Origin of the sequence: Herbiconiux sp. VKM Ac-2851, from assembly GCF_013205105.1 — a bacterium.
Taxonomy (GTDB): Bacteria; Actinomycetota; Actinomycetes; order Actinomycetales; family Microbacteriaceae; genus Herbiconiux; species Herbiconiux flava.
The window spans coordinates 1275986-1291955 of the sequence record NZ_JABMLJ010000001.1; the positions used below are offsets into that span (position 1 = coordinate 1275986).

Below are 15970 nucleotides of genomic sequence, written 5' to 3' on the forward strand. Positions count from 1 at the left end.
GCCCACTCCGGCAAGCCCGCCCTCCCCGAGGGGCCTCAGCGGCGCTGGGCCGCGTGCGCGATCGCCTCGGTGAGCACCGTGAGCAGGCGCGGCGAGTCCATCGGCGGCAGCACGACCTCGATCAGCAGCGCCTTGTCGGTGGTGGCGTGGGCGAGTTCCAGGGCCGCGGCGAGCTCGTCCTGCGTCGTGGCCCGGGCCGTCACCACGCGGTCGGCGGCCCCGAAGGCGGCGGGGATGAGCGTCCAGTCCCAGGGCGCGATGTCCTGGTAGACGGCCGCCGGGCTCTGGATCTTGCGCTCGACCGTGTACCCGTCGTTGTTCAGCAGGAAGACCACGGGCGTCGAGCCGCGGTGCAGCACGGTCGACAGCTCCTGGATGGTCAGCTGCGCCGCCCCGTCGCCCACGAACAGCACCGAGCGACGCCCGGGCAGCGCCACCGAGGCGCCGAGCGTCGCCGGGATCGTGTACCCGATCGACGACCACACCGGCTGCCCGAGCAGGTCGCTCTCATCCGGCAGCACGAGGTCGAGCGCGCCGTAGAACGAGGTGCCGGCGTCGGCGATCACCGTGGTCCGCGGCTGCAGCCAGCCCTGCACGGCGGCCCAGAAGTGCTCCTGGTCGAGCGGGGCACCCGGCACGGGCGGAGCGGCGTCGGCGATCGGCGGATGCCCGACCGCGGTCACCGCGGGCCGCGACGTCTGCCCGAGCACGGCGTGCAGCGCGCGCAGCGAGTCCTCGAGCCGCACGCCGTAGAACGTGGTGTCGGCGATGCGGGCGGCGGTCAGGCCGAGCTCGATGGCCTGGTCCTCGTCGAACTCCTGCGTGAAGAAGCCGGTCAGGAAGTCGCTCATCACCGTGCCGGCGAGCACCAGTAGCGGCGCCTCGTCGACCGCGGCGCGGGCCTCGTCGACGCGGGTGAAGGCACCCATGTAGGTACCGAGCGAGGCCGGGTGCGACTCGTCGAGCACGGCCTTCGACATGTTCTGCGAGGCCACGTAGACGCCGTCGTGGTCGGCGATCTCGCGCACCAGCGGCTCGAGGCTGCGGCGGTGCACCTGGGGGCCGACGAGCATCGTGACCTGGGCCGCCGAAGCGACGGCCTCGGCGAGCGCGGTCGTGAAGCGGGCGAGCTCGCCGCTGTCGCTCGTGGCCGCGACGAGTGGGTGGCGGAGGTTCGCGGCGTGCACGGTCGCCACGGCGACGTCGGACGGGATGCCGAGGTACACCGGCTTCGACTCCCGGAGAGCCGTCATCAGCGCGGCGTCGATGTCGCGGGTGGCGGTGGCCGCGCGCACGATGGTCGCCGAGGCGGTGACCTCTCGGTAGGCGCGGTAGAAGTGCTCGTAGTCGCCGTCGATCAGGGTGTGGTGGAGGTGCGCGCCCTCGGCCTTCTGGCTGGTGGAGGGCATCCCGGTGATCTGCACGACGGGCACGTCCTCGGAGAAGCTGCCGGCTACGCCGTTGATGGCCGAGAGCTCGCCGACACCGAAGGTCGTGACGAGGGAGCCGAGGCCGCGGCGGAGGCGGGCGTAGCCGTCGGCGGCGTAGGCCGCGTTCAGCTCGTTCGTCGAGCCGACCCAGTGGAAGCCGTCGACGGTCACCATCTGGTCGAGCAGGCTGAGGTTGAAGTCGCCCGGCAGACCGAAGACGTGGTCGGCGCCGAGCTGCACGAGGCGGGTGGCGAGGTACTGGCCGACCGTCACGGTGCCGGCCGGAACCGGGAGGATGGGGCGGACGGGGGTGCTGCCGGCAGGGGTGTCGCCGGCGGGCGGAATCTGCGTGATGTCGCTCATGCGTTCATGATCGCAGGCCGAGGCGCTCCGCCACGATCCCCATCGCGTCGGCGAACTCCACCTCCGCGCCGGGCGACGCGCCGCCGGACAGGTTCACCCCGGCCACGCCGTCGAGCTCGAGCATCCGCTCGCAGAGCTCGGTGACGGCGTCGAGGCCCTCGCGATACGGGTCGGCGGCGTGCAGGATGCGGTCGAGGAAGCCCTCGGGCAGCACCAGAGTGGTGAAGGTGCGGAGCAGGCCGGCGCTGCCCTTGTCGATCACCATCGGGATGCACGGGATGAACGCCGGGTCGGCCCCCGCCTCGCGGGTCTCCTCGATGAAGCGCCGCACAGGCTCGTCACCGCCGGCGTGGTTGACGAAGCAGACGTCGGCACCCGCCAGCACCTTCTCGCGCAACCGGGCGGCCCGCTTGCCGACCGGCGGGGAGGTGGGCGCCTCGGCGACCGAGACGAGATGGCCGTCCGCGGCCGCCAGTGCGGTGAGCTGCGTGGAGTCGAGGTCGAAGACCGGCTGCGCATCCGGCCGGTCGCCCGTCGCGGTGTGGTCGCCCGTGACGCAGTGCACGCCGGCGACGCCGACCGCCCGGAGGCCCGCGAGCTCCCCCTCGAGGGCGACGCGGTTGCGGTCGCGGCAGTTCAGGCCGGTCCAGACGGCGACGCCCTGCTGCTGGATCAGGTGGGCGCGATAGCTCGGCGGGAACTGCACCCGGCTGCGGCCGGAGTCGCCCGCGAGGGTGGCGTCGACCCGTCCGGCGAGCGCTGCGGCGCAGTCGGCGAGAGAGATGCGGTCGAGAGAGCGGGCGGGGAAGTCGGCGACGACGATCGGGCGGGCGGCCAGCAGGGCGCGCATCGCGGCGGCGCCGGGGTGTGGTTCGACCGATTCGCGGTGTGCGGCCGCTGCGGTCGCATGCACGTCGCCGCTCTGGGGCTCGACGGGCGCGTCGGCCCGCGGCGTGCCGTGCCACCGCACCGTCGGGGTGTCGAGGAAGACGCAGCGGAACTCCCCCACCTCGCACGTCCCGTCGAAGTCGACGCCGCCGCAGGGCCCGTACTCCATGTGCTTCGGGCAGCTCGCGCGCTGCCCCGGCGTCACGACGCTCATGCCGCCAATGCTAGCCGTCTAGGCTTGATCCACGTCGCACCGCCCGAGCCCCGAGGAGCCCCATGACCGCGCCCTACGACCTCGTCGTCCGCTCCCGATCCGTGCTCGTCGACGGCGGATGGCGCGAGGCAGCGGTGGCCGTGCGCGACGGCGTGATCGCCGCGATCGCCGAGTACGACGAGGAGCTCGAAGCGCACGAGACGGTCACGCTCCCCGAGAGCCAGGTGCTCGTGGCGGGCGTCGTCGACACCCACGTGCACGTGAACGAGCCGGGCCGCACCGAGTGGGAGGGCTTCACCACCGCCACCCGTGCCGCCGCCGCCGGGGGCGTGACGACCATCGTCGACATGCCGCTGAACAGCATCCCGCCCACCACCACCGTCGAGGGCCTCGCCGTCAAGCGCGAGGCCGCCGCCCCCCAGGCGAGCGTCGACGTGGGGTTCTGGGGCGGGGCGATCCCGTCGAGCCTCGGGTCGCTCGAGCCGCTGTGGAACGCGGGCGTCTTCGGCTTCAAGGCGTTCCTCGCGCCCTCGGGCGTCGACGAGTTCCCGCACCTGACGACCCCCGAGCTCCGCCGGGCCCTCGAGGAGATCGCCGGCTTCGGCGGGCTGCTCATCGTGCACGCCGAAGACCCGGATGCCCTCGACGCCGCCGCGGCTGCACCGACGCCCCGGGCATCCGACTCCTCCGCGGCGCCCGCGGCCGCCCCTGCCCCCGCCCCCGACGGCCGCGACTACGGCGCCTTCGTCGCCTCGCGCCCCGACGCCGCCGAGCAGGACGCGATCGCCCACGTCATCGACGGCGTGCGCGCCACCGGAGCCCGCGCCCACATCCTGCACCTCTCCAGCGCCCGCGCCCTCGACGCCATCCGCGCCGCGAAGGCCGAGGGCCTGCCGCTCACCGTCGAGACCTGCCCCCACTACCTGGCGTTCTCGGCCGAGCAGATCCCCGACGGGGCGACGCAGTTCAAGTGCTGCCCGCCCATCCGCGACGAGGCCAACCGCGACCTGCTCTGGGAGGCACTCGTCGACGGCACGATCGACCTCATCGCGAGCGACCACTCCCCCTCGACCGCCGAGCTGAAGTTCGCGGGCGACGGCGACTTCCAGGAGGCCTGGGGCGGCATCTCGGGTCTGCAGCTGTCGTTCCCGGCGGTCTGGACGGCGGCACGCGAGCGCGGCATCCCGCTCGAGCGGGTGCTCGGCTGGATGAGCGCGAACACCGCCGCCTTCGTCGGTCTCCCGCAGAAGGGCGCAATCGAGGCCGGCCGGGACGCCGATCTCGTCGCCTTCGCCCCCGAGGAGGAGTTCGCGGTCGACGCCGGCGCGCTGGCGCACAAGAACCCCGTGTCGGCCTACGACGGTCGCAGCCTCCGGGGCGTGGTCGCGACCACGTGGCTCCGCGGCCGCATCGTGCACGGCGCAGCCGGCGAGCTGCTCGACGAGGGCACCCGCGCACCCCTCGGTGCGCTGCTGTCCCGCCCGGGTTCCATCGGCTGAGCCGCCTTGTAAATTGGACGTAAATTCCGCGCCCCGGCCACCGCATCCGTCATCTGCCCCGTCGGCCTGACGACAGACTGGAGGCGCGCGGTACCGAGCGTCCTCCGCGCAGTGAGCAGGAGACCATGGCCATCGTCCTCGGAGAGCACCAGTACGGCAAAGCCGAGAACCGCATCGTGCGCATCTACCGCGACAGCCCGCGGCACGAGATCCACGACGTCAACGTCTCGACCGCCCTGCGCGGCGCCTTCGACCCGGCTCACCTCACGGGTGACCAGGGCGCGGTGCTGCCGACCGACACGCAGAAGCAGACCGCCTACTCCTACGCCAAGGAGAAGGGCCTCACCTCGATCGAGCCCTACGGCCTGACCCTCGCGGCGCACTTCGTCGACGACGTCGAGCCCGTCACCGGCGCCCGCATCGAGATCGAGGAGTACGAGTGGGAGCGGGCCGTCGTCGACGGCGCCGAGCACGACCACACCTTCGTTCGCAAGGGCCAGGAGGTGCGCACCGCCGCCATCACGGTGGAGGGCGTCGGCTCCTCCCAGACTCGTCACGTCGTCGGCGGCTTCAAGGACCTCGTGCTGCTGAAGACCACCGGCTCCGAGTTCCACGGCTTCCTCGAAGACCCCTACACGGTGCTCGAGCCCACCAGCGACCGCATCATGGCGACCTCCCTGGTGGCCAAGTGGCGCTTCGTGATGGACGAGGTCGGCGACCCCGCCGCCTTCGACTGGGAGGGCGTGTACCTCGGCATCAAGCGCACCATGATCGAGGTCTTCGCCACGCTGCACTCGCTCGCCCTGCAGCAGACGCTCTATGAGATGGGCAAGGCGGTGCTCGAGCAGTATCCGTTCCTCGCCGAGATCCGCATGTCGGCGCCGAACAAGCACCACTTCCTCTACGACCTCTCGCCGTTCGGCCTCACGAACGACAACGAGGTCTTCAACGCGGATGACCGTCCCTACGGCCTCATCCAGGCCTCCGTCGTGCGCGACGACGCCCCGCCGGCCGGCTCGGCCTGGACGATCGCGGGCGGCTTCGCCTGAACCCATGGCGCGCCGGTCCCCGCCCGGCGCGCGAGCCGCTTCGCGGCAGCGCTCGGTCTCAGCTGCCGCGGTAGGTGGAGAAGGCGAAGGGGCTGAGCAGCAGGGGCACGTGGTAGTGCGCGTCGGCGTCGGCGAGGTCGAAGGTGATCTGCACCTCGGGGTAGAACGCCTTCACCTCCTGCTCGGCGAAGTAGGTGGCCGTGTCGAAGCTCACGCGGTACCGCCCCGGCTTCAGCGCGACGGGCCCGAGGCTCGTCACGCGCCCGTCCTCATCGGTGGTCGCCGAGCCGATCATCACCCAGTTGCCCACCTCGTCGTGCTCGAGGATGACCGGAACGCCCGCCGCCGGCCGGCCGATCACGGAGTCGAGCACGTGCGTGGTGACGTGGCTGCGTTCGGTCATGCTGCTCCTCTTATAGGGGTCAGGGCTGTCGGTTAGGGGTCACGGCTGTCGGTCGGCTGCTCAGTCGGCGGCCGGATCGGGCGGATACAGACTCGCGACCCGCAGCATCGTGATGTCGTGCAGCTCCCCCGCGACCGTGGCCGCTTCGGCCGCCTCGTCGAGAAGCAGCCTCCGCCGCAGCTCCTGCAGGATCTCGCCCCGCCCCCGCCCCGCCGCCCGGATCAGGAACACCCGGTCGAACCGCGCCTCGTACTCCCGGTTGCCCGCGGCGATCTCCTCGGCGAGCGCCGCGTCCGAGGCGTCGGCCGCCGACTGCTCCGAGCGGCTGAACCGCTGCGCCTGCCCCTCGCCCGCGGCCCGCTCCCCGATGCGCGGATGGTGCGCGAGCGCCGCCTCCACCTCCGCCGGGGTCAGCGACGACGCCACCCGGTCGGCCACCGCGAGCAGCTGATCGTGCGACGAGAACGGCGCCGCAGCGGCCACCTCCTCGACGAACCGCTCGACCCCGAGGCACGACCGCAGCGCCTCCCGGAACTCCGGGCTGTCGACGGGCGCTGGCGCGTTCTCCATGCCCCCAGCTTACGATGAGGGCATGTCCCCCTCGCGCTCCGTCGGTGTGCTGCTGGCCGCCGGCGCCGGCCGCCGGATGGGCCGCCCGAAGGCCCTCGTCACCGCCTCCGACGGCGAACCCTGGCTCACGCGTGGCGTGCGGGTGCTGCTCGACGGGGGCTGCGACGAGGTGCTCGTCGTGCTCGGAGCCGCCGCCGACGAGGCCCGCCCCCTCCTGGCCGGCCTGCTCGTCGATCCGCGGGTCAGAACGACGGATGCCCGTGACTGGGCCGAGGGCCTCGCCGCCTCCCTGGCGCACGGCGTCGGCGCGGCGGTCGAGGCGGGCGCCGATGTCGTCGTGGTGACGCTCGTCGACCTGCCCGGCCTCCGTCCCGAGGCCGTGGAGCGCCTCCGCGCCGGAGCCCACCGCGGCGCCTTGGCGCAGGCCTTCTACGAGGGGCGGCCCGGGCATCCGGTGGTCATCGGAGCCGAGCACGCCGACGCGCTCGTCGCTGCGCTCGACGCCTCGCACGCCGATCGCGGCGCCCGGACGTTCCTGGCCGCGAACGGGGCGACGGAAGTCGACTGCAGCGACCTCGGCGGCGGCGACGACGTCGACAGCCCGGTGCGAGCATCCGGAGCACCTTCTGGGAACGGGGAATGAACCCGCGCGAGGAGAGTTGACTGACGGTATGACTGCAACAGGACTCAGCACCATCGGTTTCATCGGCGCCGGCAACATCGGCGGGCAGCTCGCGCGGCTCGCCGTCGCGCACGGCTACTCGGTCGTGATCAGCAACTCGCGGGGGCCCGAGACGCTCGACCCGCTCGTCGCCGAGCTCGGCCCGCAGGCGCGCGCGGCGACCCCGGCCGAGGCCGCGGAGGCCGGTGACATCGTCGTCGTGACCGTGCCGCTGAACGCGTACAAGGCCGTGCCCGTCGAGCCGCTCGCCGGCAAGACCGTGATCGACACGAACAACTACTACTTCGAGCGCGACGGCCGCATCCCCGAGCTCGACGAGGAGAAGACCACCACGTCGCAGATGCTGCAGGAGCACCTGCCGACCTCGACCGTCGTGAAGGCGTTCAACAACATCCTGGCGGCCGACCTCACCACCGACGGCCGCCCGGCCGGCGACCCCGACCGCCGCGCCCTCCCGATCGCGGGCGACGACGCCGCCGCCAAGACCCTCGTCAGCACCCTCCTCGACGAGTTCGGCTTCGACGCGGTCGACGCGGGCCCCCTGGCGGACTCCTGGCGCTTCGAGCGCGACCGCCCGGCCTACGTCGTCCGCATGACGGCGGCGGAGGTCCCGGCCAAACTCGCGGCGGCGGGCACCCGCCGCTAGGCGTCCCCGCCCCGGGCCTCCCCCACGCTGTGGTCTGAGTAGAAACTGCTCAGGTCGAGGGCAGAGCGCTCTAACCTAGGTTCGTCTTCCGTGACGTCCGTCACATCGGCCACAGGAAGGACGACCCTTGAACTCCATCGTGAAACGAACCGTGTCCATGTCGCTGGGCACCCTCGGTCTGACCGCCGTGCTGGTCGGCGCGTCCGGTCTCGCCGCTCACGCCGAGATGACCGATCCGCCGGCGCAGGCGAATGTCGACTGGATCCCGGAAGGGCCGGTGGGCTTCAACAACATCGGCGGTGTCCCGAGCGACATGGTGGGCGCGTGGCAGATGATCGGGATGTGGGACGGCACGTTCCACTACTCGCCCGTGAATCCGACCTCGGTGGCGACAGGCGGGGCACTGAACCGCCTCAGTGAGTACAAAGACGGGGGCTGCGCGATCACCTCGCCGCGCGTCATCACCTGTGACTACTGATCGATGGACGTACGGATGACGCGCGCCCCCTACTCCAAGCGACCCGCCAGGGCGGAATCGGTCGGCATCCGCACCACGGTCGTCGTGACGGCAGCGGTGTTCGCCGTGGCGGCTTCCGTGCTCACCGCGGCGGGCGGAATGCTCGGAGGCGTGCCCGCGGCGCGTGCCGAGATGACCGACCCGCCGATGCAGGCGAACGTCGACTGGATACCCGAGCCGCAGCTGAGCTTCAATGTCGTCGGAGGGGTACCGGCGAGCCTCCAGGGCAGCTGGCAGCTCGACCGCATCGACGACTCGGGGTTCGCCTACGCGCCGGTCGCTCCGAGCGGGTGGGTGACGCCGGGCCCGGTCGAGCGGTTCAACGAGTTCAAGGGCGGGGGCTGCTCGGCCTCGGGCTTCGTGATCCGCTGCCAGAACTGAGATGAACGCAGGGGGGCGCTAGGGCTGCTCGAGCTCGCCGAAGGCGTCGTAGAGGGTGTTGATCGCGGCGATGCGGGTGCGGCTGTCGCGGGCGTGGGCCGCGAGGGTGTTCGACGCCAGCACGTTCGCCAGGCTCATCGCGCTGGCGTAGCTGTCGAGCGGGGAGACGCTGTCGATCGGGCACTCGATCCAGACGCTCGCGAACTCGGCGTAGCGGCGAGCCGACGGGTCGCCGATCAGGATGACCGGCACACCGCGGGCGGCGATGCCCGCGATCATCCGCCCGAACCCCGCGGGTCGCCGACGGAAGCCGAGCACCACGGCGGTGTCCCGCGCATCCCGCTCGGCGAACTCCTCGGCGAGGGTCTGCCCGGGCAGCGGCGCGAGGAGCACCGAGTCGCGCGCCTGGGCGAGCTGCTCGCGCAGGTGCACCGCGACCGGGTAGCTGTTGCGGAGGCCCACGATCGTCACGGTGCGCCCCCGCACGAGCAGCGACGTCGCCTGCTCGAGCCGCTCGGGCCCGAGGGCGTCGAGGCAGCGCCGCAGGTTCTCGACCTCGCGCACGAGGTGCGCCGAGAGGTCGGCGGTCGCGCCCGGGGTCGCCCCGCCGACGGGCACGCCCGAGGAGCGCAGCGAGCGCGCGTGCTCCCGCACCTCCTGCGCGTTCTCGAAGCCGAGACGGCGGAACAGGCGCGAGACGGTCGCCTTCGAGACCCCGCTGCGCTGCGCGAGCTCGGTGCCCGAGTAGACCGCGAGGTCACTGAGGTGGTCGAGGATGAAGTCGGCCGCCCGCTGCTCCTGCGGCGACAGCTCGCCGTAGCTGCGGTCGATCCGCTGGCCGATGTTCATCGTCTGCACGCTCATCGCTCGCCCGCCCTCAGGCCTTCTCGCCCGGGGCGGCCGGCGCCGATGATGATCATGACGGCGACTGCGACTGCGACGGCGACGAGGCCACCGCCAGCACCGCCCGCTCGAACGCGTCGATCGTCGCCGCCACGTCCGCCTCCGTCACGTGCTCGGCCGGGTTGTGGCTCACCCCGCCCTCGCACCGCACGAAGAGCATCCCGATCTCGGTGATCGCCGCGATCGCCATCGCATCGTGCCCCGCCTTCGAGAACAGCGACATCGGCCGCCGGTCGCCGGTCGAGCGGATGCCCTCCCCCACCGCCGCCCGCAACCGCGCACTGCACTCCGCCGCAGGCGCCGAGTGCGTCTCGACGCTCTCCCAGGAGAGCCGCCGCTGCCGGCAGATGTCGGTCAGCATGTCCTGGATGACCGTCCAGATCCGGTCCCGCTCGCTGTCGTACTCGCCCCGCAGATCGAGGCTGAACTCCACCTCGCCCGGGATGACGTTGACCGCCCCCGGCGACACCTGCAGGTGCCCGACGGTGGCGATCAGCTGCGCCGACCGGGCGATCCGCTCGATCGCGAGGATCGCATCCGCCGCTCCGGCGAGCGCGTCCCGCCGCCGCTCGTAGGGCGTGCCCGAGTGACCGGCCCGCCCCGTGATCGTGATCAGGAACCGCCTGGCCCCCGCGATCGACGACACGATCCCGAGCGCCTTGTTCTCGTCCTCGAGGTAGGGCCCCTGCTCGATGTGGGCCTCGAGATACCCCACGAACTCCTCGGGCCGCCGTGCAGCATCCTGAACCTTCGACGGGTCGAGCCCGAAGTCGAGAAAAGCCTGGTGCAGGCTCACCCCGTGCTCGTCGAGCAGCTCCCACCACGCCGGGTCGAAGGTGCCGGCGTAGGCGCGCGAGCCGATCAGCGCCCGCCCGAAGCGGGTGCCCTCCTCGTCGGCGAAGGCCACGACCTCGAGGGCGAACGGCAGCGCACGACCAGACGAGCGGATGCGCTGCACCACCGCGATGGCCGTCAAGACCCCGAGGATGCCGTCGTACTTCCCCGCCCGCGGCACTGTGTCGAGGTGCGAGCCCAGCAGCAGCGCCGGAAGCCCGGGCTCGGCACCTTCGCGGCGGCCGCACTGGTTGCCCGCGGCGTCCTGCCAGGTGGTCATGCCGGCGTCCTGCATCCACCCGGCGGCGATCGCGTTCACCGCGGCGTGCTCGGGCGAGAGGTTCACGCGCTGGATCAGCCCGCCCGGCAGCGACGAGTGCGTCGCGAGCAGCTCGCACCGCTCGAGCACGACGGCGGCCGTCGTGTCGGCGGGCACCTCCCGCGCAGCAGCGGCGCCGGCGCCCGCAGCACCCGAGGAGCGGCCGGCACCCGCGGCACCCGAAGAGCGGCCGGCACCGGCGCCCGGCGCACCGATCCCCGTCACGCCCCGGCCCCCTCGTACACGCCATAGGCCGCTTCGACAGCAGCCCCCGGCGCCCCCGCAGCGCCGTTGCGCCGCAGCACCTGCTCGAGCGCGGCCAGCGTCGTGAGCACCGCGTCCTTCCGCGCGTTGTACCCCATCGTCCCGATCCGCCACACCTTGCCGTGCAGCGGCCCGAACGAGGTGCCGATCTCGATCCCGAAGTCCTCGAGCATCTCCCCGCGCACCGCGTCGCCGGTCACCCCGTCGGGGATCTGCACCGCCACGACGTTGTTCATCTTCGCCGCGGGGTCGCCGAAGACCGACAGCCCGAGACCCTGCACGCCGGCGAGCATGGCGGCCCCGTGCATCCGGTGCCTCTCGATGGTGGCGTCGAGCCCCTCCTCGACGATGATGCGCGCGCACTCGCGGGCGCCGTAGAGCATCGTGGTGGCCTCGGTGTGATGGTTGAGGCGCTTCTCGCCCCAGTAGTCGAAGATCATGGCGAGGTCGAAATAGTTCGAGCGGATGCGCGACTCACGGATCTCGTCGCTGGACCCCGCGATCCCCGCCTCGATGCTCTTCCGCGACTCGATGCGCTCGACGGCCTTCGCCGAGAACGTCGCGGGCGCCGAGCCGGACGGCCCACCGAGGCATTTCTGCAGCCCCGCCGTCACGGCGTCGAGCCCCAGCTCATCGGCGTGGAACGCGTTGCCGGCGAGCGACGCGGTGACGTCGGTGTAGAACAGCACGCCGTGCTTGGCGCAGAGCTCGCCGAGGCCCTCGAGCGGCTGGGCGAGCGTGGTGCTGGTGTCGCCGTGCACGACGGCGAGGAGGGCGGGCTTCACGCGCACGATGGCCTCCTCGATCTCGCGCTCGGTGAAGACGGTTCCCCACTCGCGCTCGATCACGTGCACCTCGGCACCCGCGCGCTCGGCGATCTCGCGCAGCAGGTGGCCGAAGCGGCCGAAGACGGGCACGAGCACGCGGTCGCCGGGGGCCACGAGCGACAGGATGGCCGCCTCGATGCCCGCGCGGGAGGTGCCGTCGATCAGCAGCGTCTGCTCGTTCGCCGTGCGGAACACCTGGCGGTAGAGGCCCATGGTCTCGGTCATGTACGCCGTCATCGCGGGGTCGTACTGGCCGACGAGCTGCGCCGACATGGCGCGCAGCACACGTGGGTCGGCGTTGATCGGGCCGGGCCCCATCAGGAGGCGCGGCGGTGGGTTGATCTGAAGCAGGTCGGGCGGCGTGCTCATCGGTCTCCTCGAAAAGTCTGTTTCGTCGCCGCCCAGTCTACGAAACGCGTGTTTCACCCGTGTTTCGTGCCGCTCTCCACCCACCCCGCCCCGCGTGACGTCGGTACGGGAGGAGAATCCGGCCCTTGGCCCGTATACGGCCCTATCGGCCCGATTCTCCTCCCGTGGCTAACGGGCGAGCGTCGCGGCCAGGTCGATCAGCGCGAGGTCGGAGCCGCGGGGGCCGACGAGGCAGAGCCCGAGCGGCGCGGTGCCGCCCGGCATCGGCACGCCGAGCAGCGGCGCCGAGACCGCGGGGTACCCGCCGGTGCCGGCGACGGAGGTCATCCGCAGCGTCGCGGCCCGCACCGCCGCGATGATCTCCGCTGAGGCATCGAGCGGAGGGGCCGCCGACGACGCGGACGGCAGCAGCAGCACCCGCCCCGCGAGCGTCGCGTCGAACCGCTCCCGAGCCTGGCGCAGCACCTCGCGGGCCTCGAGCTCCTGCCCGGGCGTGATCGCGGCGGCGACCTCGAAGCGCTCGGCGACGTCGTCCCCCACGGCTCCCGGATGCGCGGCCACCCACGCCCCGTCGGCCCGCCACGCCTCGGCGCCCTGCACCGTCCGGAACGCGGCGAACACCGCGTCCAGCCCGCCCAGCTCGACCCTCTCCACCACTCCCCCGAGCTCGGCGACGAATGCGTCGAACGCGGCGACCACCTCGGGATCGCAGCCCTCGAGCAGCTCGGCCGCCACGACGAACGCCGGACGCAGCGCGACGACCCCGCCGGAGGCCGGCGCGAGCGACGCCGCGGCCGCCGCCCGCAGCGTCGCGGCGTCGCGCGTCAGCCACCCCACGGTGTCGAACGAGGGCGCGAGCGGCAGCAGCCCCCGCGTGCTCACGGCGCCGTGCGTCGTCCGCAGCCCCCACAGCCCCTGGTACGACGCCGGCACCCGGATCGACCCGGCCGTGTCCGTCGCCAGCCCGATCGTCGCCTGCCCGAGCGACACCGCCGTGGCGGGCCCGCTCGACGAGCCGCCCGGGATCGCCCCCGGCACGGACGGGTTCGGCGCCGTCCCGTAGTGCACGTTCCGCCCCGCGATGCTGTACGCGAACTCGTCCGTCTGCGCGATCCCCTGCACGGCCGCCCCCGCGCCCCGAAGCGCCGCCACGGCGTCGGCGTCGACGGATGCCCGCCCCGCCTCTGCGAGGAACACCGGGTTCCCCGCCCCCACCGCGTACCCCACCACGTCGAACAGATCCTTCACGGCCACCGTCATCCCCGCCAGCGGACCTGGAGTGGAGGCCGGGACGAGCGGCGCTCCCGCCACCCGCCAGACCGAGCGGTTGAGCGCGGGCGGGGCGCCGGTGACGTGCGCGGCTCCGATGGTCCAGGTGCCGGCGGGTGAGCGCTGCCAGAGCTGCGTCTGCAGCCCCGTTCCGCCGGCAACGAAGGCGCTGACGGAGACGAGCAGTGCAGCATCCGGAGCCACCACCCGCACGTGCAGCTCGACGATGCGCCGCCACGCCACCCCACCCCGCAGCCCCCGGAAGGCCGCGATGCGCCCGTGCCCCACGAGCAGCCCGTTCGCGTCGCCCCGCAGCGTGTCGGCCCCCGGCGCGAACGACGCGTCGAGTACGGCGATGTCGTTCGACATGAGCGCCGCCTCGTAGCCCCGGAACGCCCCCAGCAGCGCCTCGAGCTCCCCCGCCGGCAGCGACCCCACCAGCGACGTGACACCGGACGGCAGCGCGTCAGCCACGGCGCACCCCTGCGAAATCGGAGACGCGGATGCGCGCGTGCACGCCCTTCACGATGTCGACCACCTGCGAGATGTCGAAGTCGGTGGCGGCGCTGAGGTACGCGTAGGCGAGCGCCCGGTCCATGCCGTAGCGCGCCTCGAGGAGGCCGAGCGCGGCGCGCACGCAGTTCTGCACGGCGACGTCGAGATCCTCGTCGAGGCCCGTCGGCACCAGGAACTCCGACGTCTCGGCCAGCGGCCCGGCGAGCGTCCCGAACGATTCCACGGCCTCGGCCTGCGGCACCACCTCGAACCGCACGGTCACCCGCAGCGACGCCTCCATCGCGGTCAGCGCCACCTCTCCGTCGCCCTGGGCGAAGTGCGGGTCGCCGACGTACGCGAGCGCGCCCGGCACCTGCACCGGCAGGTACAGCGACGACCCCACGGTCAGGAGATTGATGTCGATGTTGCCCCCGTGCGCGCCCGGCGGCACCGAGTGCGGCCGCTGGTCGCCGGCCACCGCGACCCCCATGATCCCGAGGAACGGACGCAGCGGGAACCGCACCGACCGCTCCCCTCCCGGCACGAGCGGCAGCGTGCCCCACTCCGAGCCGTCGAGCCCGTGCTCGAGCTCGGCGAAGACGCTCACCGAGCCCTGCGAGACGGGCATCTCGCCGACGAGCGCACCCTTGCCGTGCCGGTTCGAGATGACGCCGTACGGCACGCGCGGTGTCGTCTCGAGCACGGTCATCTTCAGCAGGTCGCCCGGCTGCGCGCCGCGCACGGCGATCGGGCCGGTCACGACGTGCGGGCCGTCGACGCCCGAGCGGGGGTAGGCGGATGCGGCCAGCGCCACCGCGTCGTCGAGCACCAGAGACCGGTCGACGCCGTTCGCGGCGAAGAAGGCCGCCGGGTCGCGACCCTGGTCCTCGAGGATGCCCTCGTGACTCAGCGTGTCGATCGTCACGTCGGTGCCCGAGTCGATCGTGAGCACCGGGCGGTCGGTCGCGCAGGGCAGCCGCCCCCAGAGCACGTGCGAGAGGCTCGCGGCCAGGTACTCGGTGGCGCGGATCTCGCCCGCGCCGGGCTGCAGGGCCGCCGTCATCGACATGCGCATCCGTTCTCGTGCCCGGGTTCGAGGAGCCGACGCCGGGCCCCGGGGCGGCCGCCGACCCCCCGAGGCTATCGCCGTTTGCGGCCCGCTTCCCGGAGCGGCTACCGTTCAGGAGCAGTGTTTGCACGGCCGAAACCGGCTTTTACACCCGCGAAACATACACCCCCTCGGCGTGAAACAGCGCCGGACCCGACCCCACCGACCGACGGGACATCCGTGCTCAAGAGACTCCGCGCCAACAGCGGCAACCTGCACCTCGCGCTCATGCTCGCGCTGACGTTCTCGACCGGCGTCGTCGACGCGATCGGCTACCTCGGGCTCGACAAGGTGTTCGCGGGCAACATGACGGGCAACGTCGTCATCCTCGGCATGGCACTCGCGGGAGCGCCCGGGCTGCCCTGGCTCGGCCCGCTGATCGCGCTGTTCGCCTTCATGGCCGGCGCGGTCGTGGGCGGCCGGGTGCTGCGCCCGATCAAGGCCGGCTGGACGACCCGCACCACCTGGCTGATCACCGTCGTGGGGCTGATGCTCAGCGGCCTGGCGATCACCCTCTTCATCACCGACGGCGCCCCGCCGCAGCCGTGGGAGTACCTCATCACGACGTTCCTCGCGATGGCGATGGGCCTGCAGGCGGCGACCGCCCGGCACATCGGCGTGAAGGACGTGACGACCGTCGTGGTCACCTCGACCATCACGGGCTTCGCGGCCGACTCGCGCCTCGCGGGCGGCAAGGGGCAGCCGTGGTTCCGCCGGGCGGCCGCGATCGTGCTGATCGCCGCGGGCGCGGGCGTGGGCGCGCTGCTGCTGATGCTGCACATCGGCTGGGGCCTCGCCGCGGCCGCGCTGATCACCGTGGTTGTAGCTTTGATCGGCCACATCACGGCGCACGTGAAGCACGCCGAGCGCGCGGCCGCCGGCGAGGCCGAGGCGCCCGCGACCGCGCCGGCCAGCCGCTAGCGCTGCGCTGCGCTGCGGC

Annotated in this window: 16 protein-coding genes; 7 read left to right on the forward strand and 9 right to left on the reverse strand. The window is 72.8% G+C overall.

The window, feature by feature from the left end:
- Positions 1-35: 35 nt before the first annotated feature.
- Both HQQ85_RS06015 and HQQ85_RS06020 read right to left on the reverse strand, forming a co-directional pair.
- Positions 36-1793 carry an alpha-keto acid decarboxylase family protein gene (locus HQQ85_RS06015; protein ID WP_173181530.1) on the reverse strand — a complete coding sequence of 586 codons (1758 nt, stop codon included), beginning with the start codon at positions 1791-1793 and terminating at the stop codon, positions 36-38.
- A gap of 4 nt (positions 1794-1797) precedes the next feature.
- Positions 1798-2895 (reverse strand): methylenetetrahydrofolate reductase C-terminal domain-containing protein, encoded by a 1098-nt coding sequence (locus HQQ85_RS06020; protein ID WP_173181752.1) that lies wholly within the window; start codon positions 2893-2895, stop codon positions 1798-1800.
- Between the two features lie 62 nt (positions 2896-2957).
- Between HQQ85_RS06020 and allB the strand changes: the two genes are divergently transcribed.
- Together allB and pucL are read left to right on the forward strand one after the other, a co-directional pair.
- Complete coding sequence (gene allB / locus HQQ85_RS06025) at positions 2958-4394, forward strand: allantoinase AllB (protein ID WP_173181531.1); 1437 nt, start codon at positions 2958-2960, stop codon at positions 4392-4394.
- Between the two features lie 125 nt (positions 4395-4519).
- The gene (pucL, locus tag HQQ85_RS06030; protein WP_173181532.1) at positions 4520-5443 is read left to right on the forward strand and encodes a factor-independent urate hydroxylase; all 924 of its coding nucleotides are present in this window, start codon (positions 4520-4522) and stop codon (positions 5441-5443) included.
- Positions 5444-5501: 58 nt separating this feature from the next.
- On the opposite strand, the gene uraH is transcribed toward pucL, so the two are convergent.
- Together uraH and HQQ85_RS06040 are read right to left on the reverse strand one after the other, a co-directional pair.
- The gene (gene uraH, locus HQQ85_RS06035) at positions 5502-5846 is read right to left on the reverse strand and encodes a hydroxyisourate hydrolase (protein WP_173181533.1); all 345 of its coding nucleotides are present in this window, start codon (positions 5844-5846) and stop codon (positions 5502-5504) included.
- Between the two features lie 60 nt (positions 5847-5906).
- Positions 5907-6416 (reverse strand): 2-oxo-4-hydroxy-4-carboxy-5-ureidoimidazoline decarboxylase, encoded by a 510-nt coding sequence (locus tag HQQ85_RS06040; RefSeq protein ID WP_173181534.1) that lies wholly within the window; start codon positions 6414-6416, stop codon positions 5907-5909.
- Positions 6417-6438: 22 nt separating this feature from the next.
- Here HQQ85_RS06040 and HQQ85_RS06045 point away from each other — a divergent pair, with 22 nt between their 5' ends.
- The 4 genes from HQQ85_RS06045 to HQQ85_RS06060 all read left to right on the forward strand — a co-directional run bounded on the left by HQQ85_RS06045 (position 6439) and on the right by HQQ85_RS06060 (position 8642).
- On the forward strand, positions 6439-7059 hold the full coding sequence (locus HQQ85_RS06045) for an NTP transferase domain-containing protein (protein ID WP_173181535.1): 621 nt from the start codon (positions 6439-6441) through the stop codon (positions 7057-7059).
- A gap of 28 nt (positions 7060-7087) precedes the next feature.
- Entirely contained in the window at positions 7088-7744 is a 657-nt protein-coding gene (locus HQQ85_RS06050) for an NADPH-dependent F420 reductase (protein ID WP_173181536.1), read from the forward strand.
- Between the two features lie 127 nt (positions 7745-7871).
- Positions 7872-8222 (forward strand): hypothetical protein, encoded by a 351-nt coding sequence (locus HQQ85_RS06055; protein WP_173181537.1) that lies wholly within the window; start codon positions 7872-7874, stop codon positions 8220-8222.
- Between the two features lie 15 nt (positions 8223-8237).
- Positions 8238-8642 carry a hypothetical protein gene (locus HQQ85_RS06060; RefSeq protein WP_173181538.1) on the forward strand — a complete coding sequence of 135 codons (405 nt, stop codon included), beginning with the start codon at positions 8238-8240 and terminating at the stop codon, positions 8640-8642.
- An 18-nt stretch (positions 8643-8660) separates the two neighbouring features.
- On the opposite strand, the gene HQQ85_RS06065 is transcribed toward HQQ85_RS06060, so the two are convergent.
- The 5 genes from HQQ85_RS06065 to HQQ85_RS06085 all read right to left on the reverse strand — a co-directional run bounded on the left by HQQ85_RS06065 (position 8661) and on the right by HQQ85_RS06085 (position 14991).
- Positions 8661-9506: a MurR/RpiR family transcriptional regulator gene (locus HQQ85_RS06065; protein ID WP_254069127.1), complete on the reverse strand. Its 846-nt coding sequence runs from the start codon at positions 9504-9506 to the stop codon at positions 8661-8663.
- A gap of 52 nt (positions 9507-9558) precedes the next feature.
- Complete coding sequence (locus HQQ85_RS06070; protein WP_371741781.1) at positions 9559-10923, reverse strand: allantoate amidohydrolase; 1365 nt, start codon at positions 10921-10923, stop codon at positions 9559-9561.
- A complete protein-coding gene (locus HQQ85_RS06075) occupies positions 10920-12158 on the reverse strand; it encodes an alanine--glyoxylate aminotransferase family protein (protein ID WP_173181539.1) in 1239 nt (412 codons plus the stop codon). The genes HQQ85_RS06070 and HQQ85_RS06075 overlap by 4 nt, the downstream gene beginning before the upstream one ends.
- Before the next feature lie 168 nt (positions 12159-12326).
- Complete coding sequence (locus HQQ85_RS06080; protein WP_371741782.1) at positions 12327-13901, reverse strand: AtzH-like domain-containing protein; 1575 nt, start codon at positions 13899-13901, stop codon at positions 12327-12329.
- On the reverse strand, positions 13894-14991 hold the full coding sequence (locus HQQ85_RS06085; RefSeq protein ID WP_173181540.1) for an acetamidase/formamidase family protein: 1098 nt from the start codon (positions 14989-14991) through the stop codon (positions 13894-13896). The genes HQQ85_RS06080 and HQQ85_RS06085 overlap by 8 nt, the downstream gene beginning before the upstream one ends.
- Positions 14992-15210: 219 nt before the next feature.
- Between HQQ85_RS06085 and HQQ85_RS06090 the strand changes: the two genes are divergently transcribed.
- A complete protein-coding gene (locus HQQ85_RS06090) occupies positions 15211-15951 on the forward strand; it encodes a YoaK family protein (protein WP_371741784.1) in 741 nt (246 codons plus the stop codon).
- Positions 15952-15970 lie beyond the last annotated feature (19 nt).

What these genes read in the sequence shown, in the direction of transcription:
- HQQ85_RS06040 (WP_173181534.1), bottom strand. Translation starts at nt 6,416, where the DNA reads ATGGAGAACGCGCCAGCGCCCGTCGACAGCCCGGAGTTCCGGGAGGCG.
- pucL (WP_173181532.1), top strand. Translation starts at nt 4,520, where the DNA reads ATGGCCATCGTCCTCGGAGAGCACCAGTACGGCAAAGCCGAGAACCGC.
- HQQ85_RS06015 (WP_173181530.1), bottom strand. Translation starts at nt 1,793, where the DNA reads ATGAGCGACATCACGCAGATTCCGCCCGCCGGCGACACCCCTGCCGGC.
- uraH (WP_173181533.1), bottom strand. Translation starts at nt 5,846, where the DNA reads ATGACCGAACGCAGCCACGTCACCACGCACGTGCTCGACTCCGTGATC.
- HQQ85_RS06060 (WP_173181538.1), top strand. Translation starts at nt 8,238, where the DNA reads ATGACGCGCGCCCCCTACTCCAAGCGACCCGCCAGGGCGGAATCGGTC.
- HQQ85_RS06075 (WP_173181539.1), bottom strand. Translation starts at nt 12,158, where the DNA reads ATGAGCACGCCGCCCGACCTGCTTCAGATCAACCCACCGCCGCGCCTC.
- allB (WP_173181531.1), top strand. Translation starts at nt 2,958, where the DNA reads ATGACCGCGCCCTACGACCTCGTCGTCCGCTCCCGATCCGTGCTCGTC.
- HQQ85_RS06045 (WP_173181535.1), top strand. Translation starts at nt 6,439, where the DNA reads ATGTCCCCCTCGCGCTCCGTCGGTGTGCTGCTGGCCGCCGGCGCCGGC.
- HQQ85_RS06020 (WP_173181752.1), bottom strand. Translation starts at nt 2,895, where the DNA reads ATGAGCGTCGTGACGCCGGGGCAGCGCGCGAGCTGCCCGAAGCACATG.
- HQQ85_RS06085 (WP_173181540.1), bottom strand. Translation starts at nt 14,991, where the DNA reads ATGTCGATGACGGCGGCCCTGCAGCCCGGCGCGGGCGAGATCCGCGCC.
- HQQ85_RS06050 (WP_173181536.1), top strand. Translation starts at nt 7,088, where the DNA reads ATGACTGCAACAGGACTCAGCACCATCGGTTTCATCGGCGCCGGCAAC.
- HQQ85_RS06065 (WP_254069127.1), bottom strand. Translation starts at nt 9,506, where the DNA reads ATGAGCGTGCAGACGATGAACATCGGCCAGCGGATCGACCGCAGCTAC.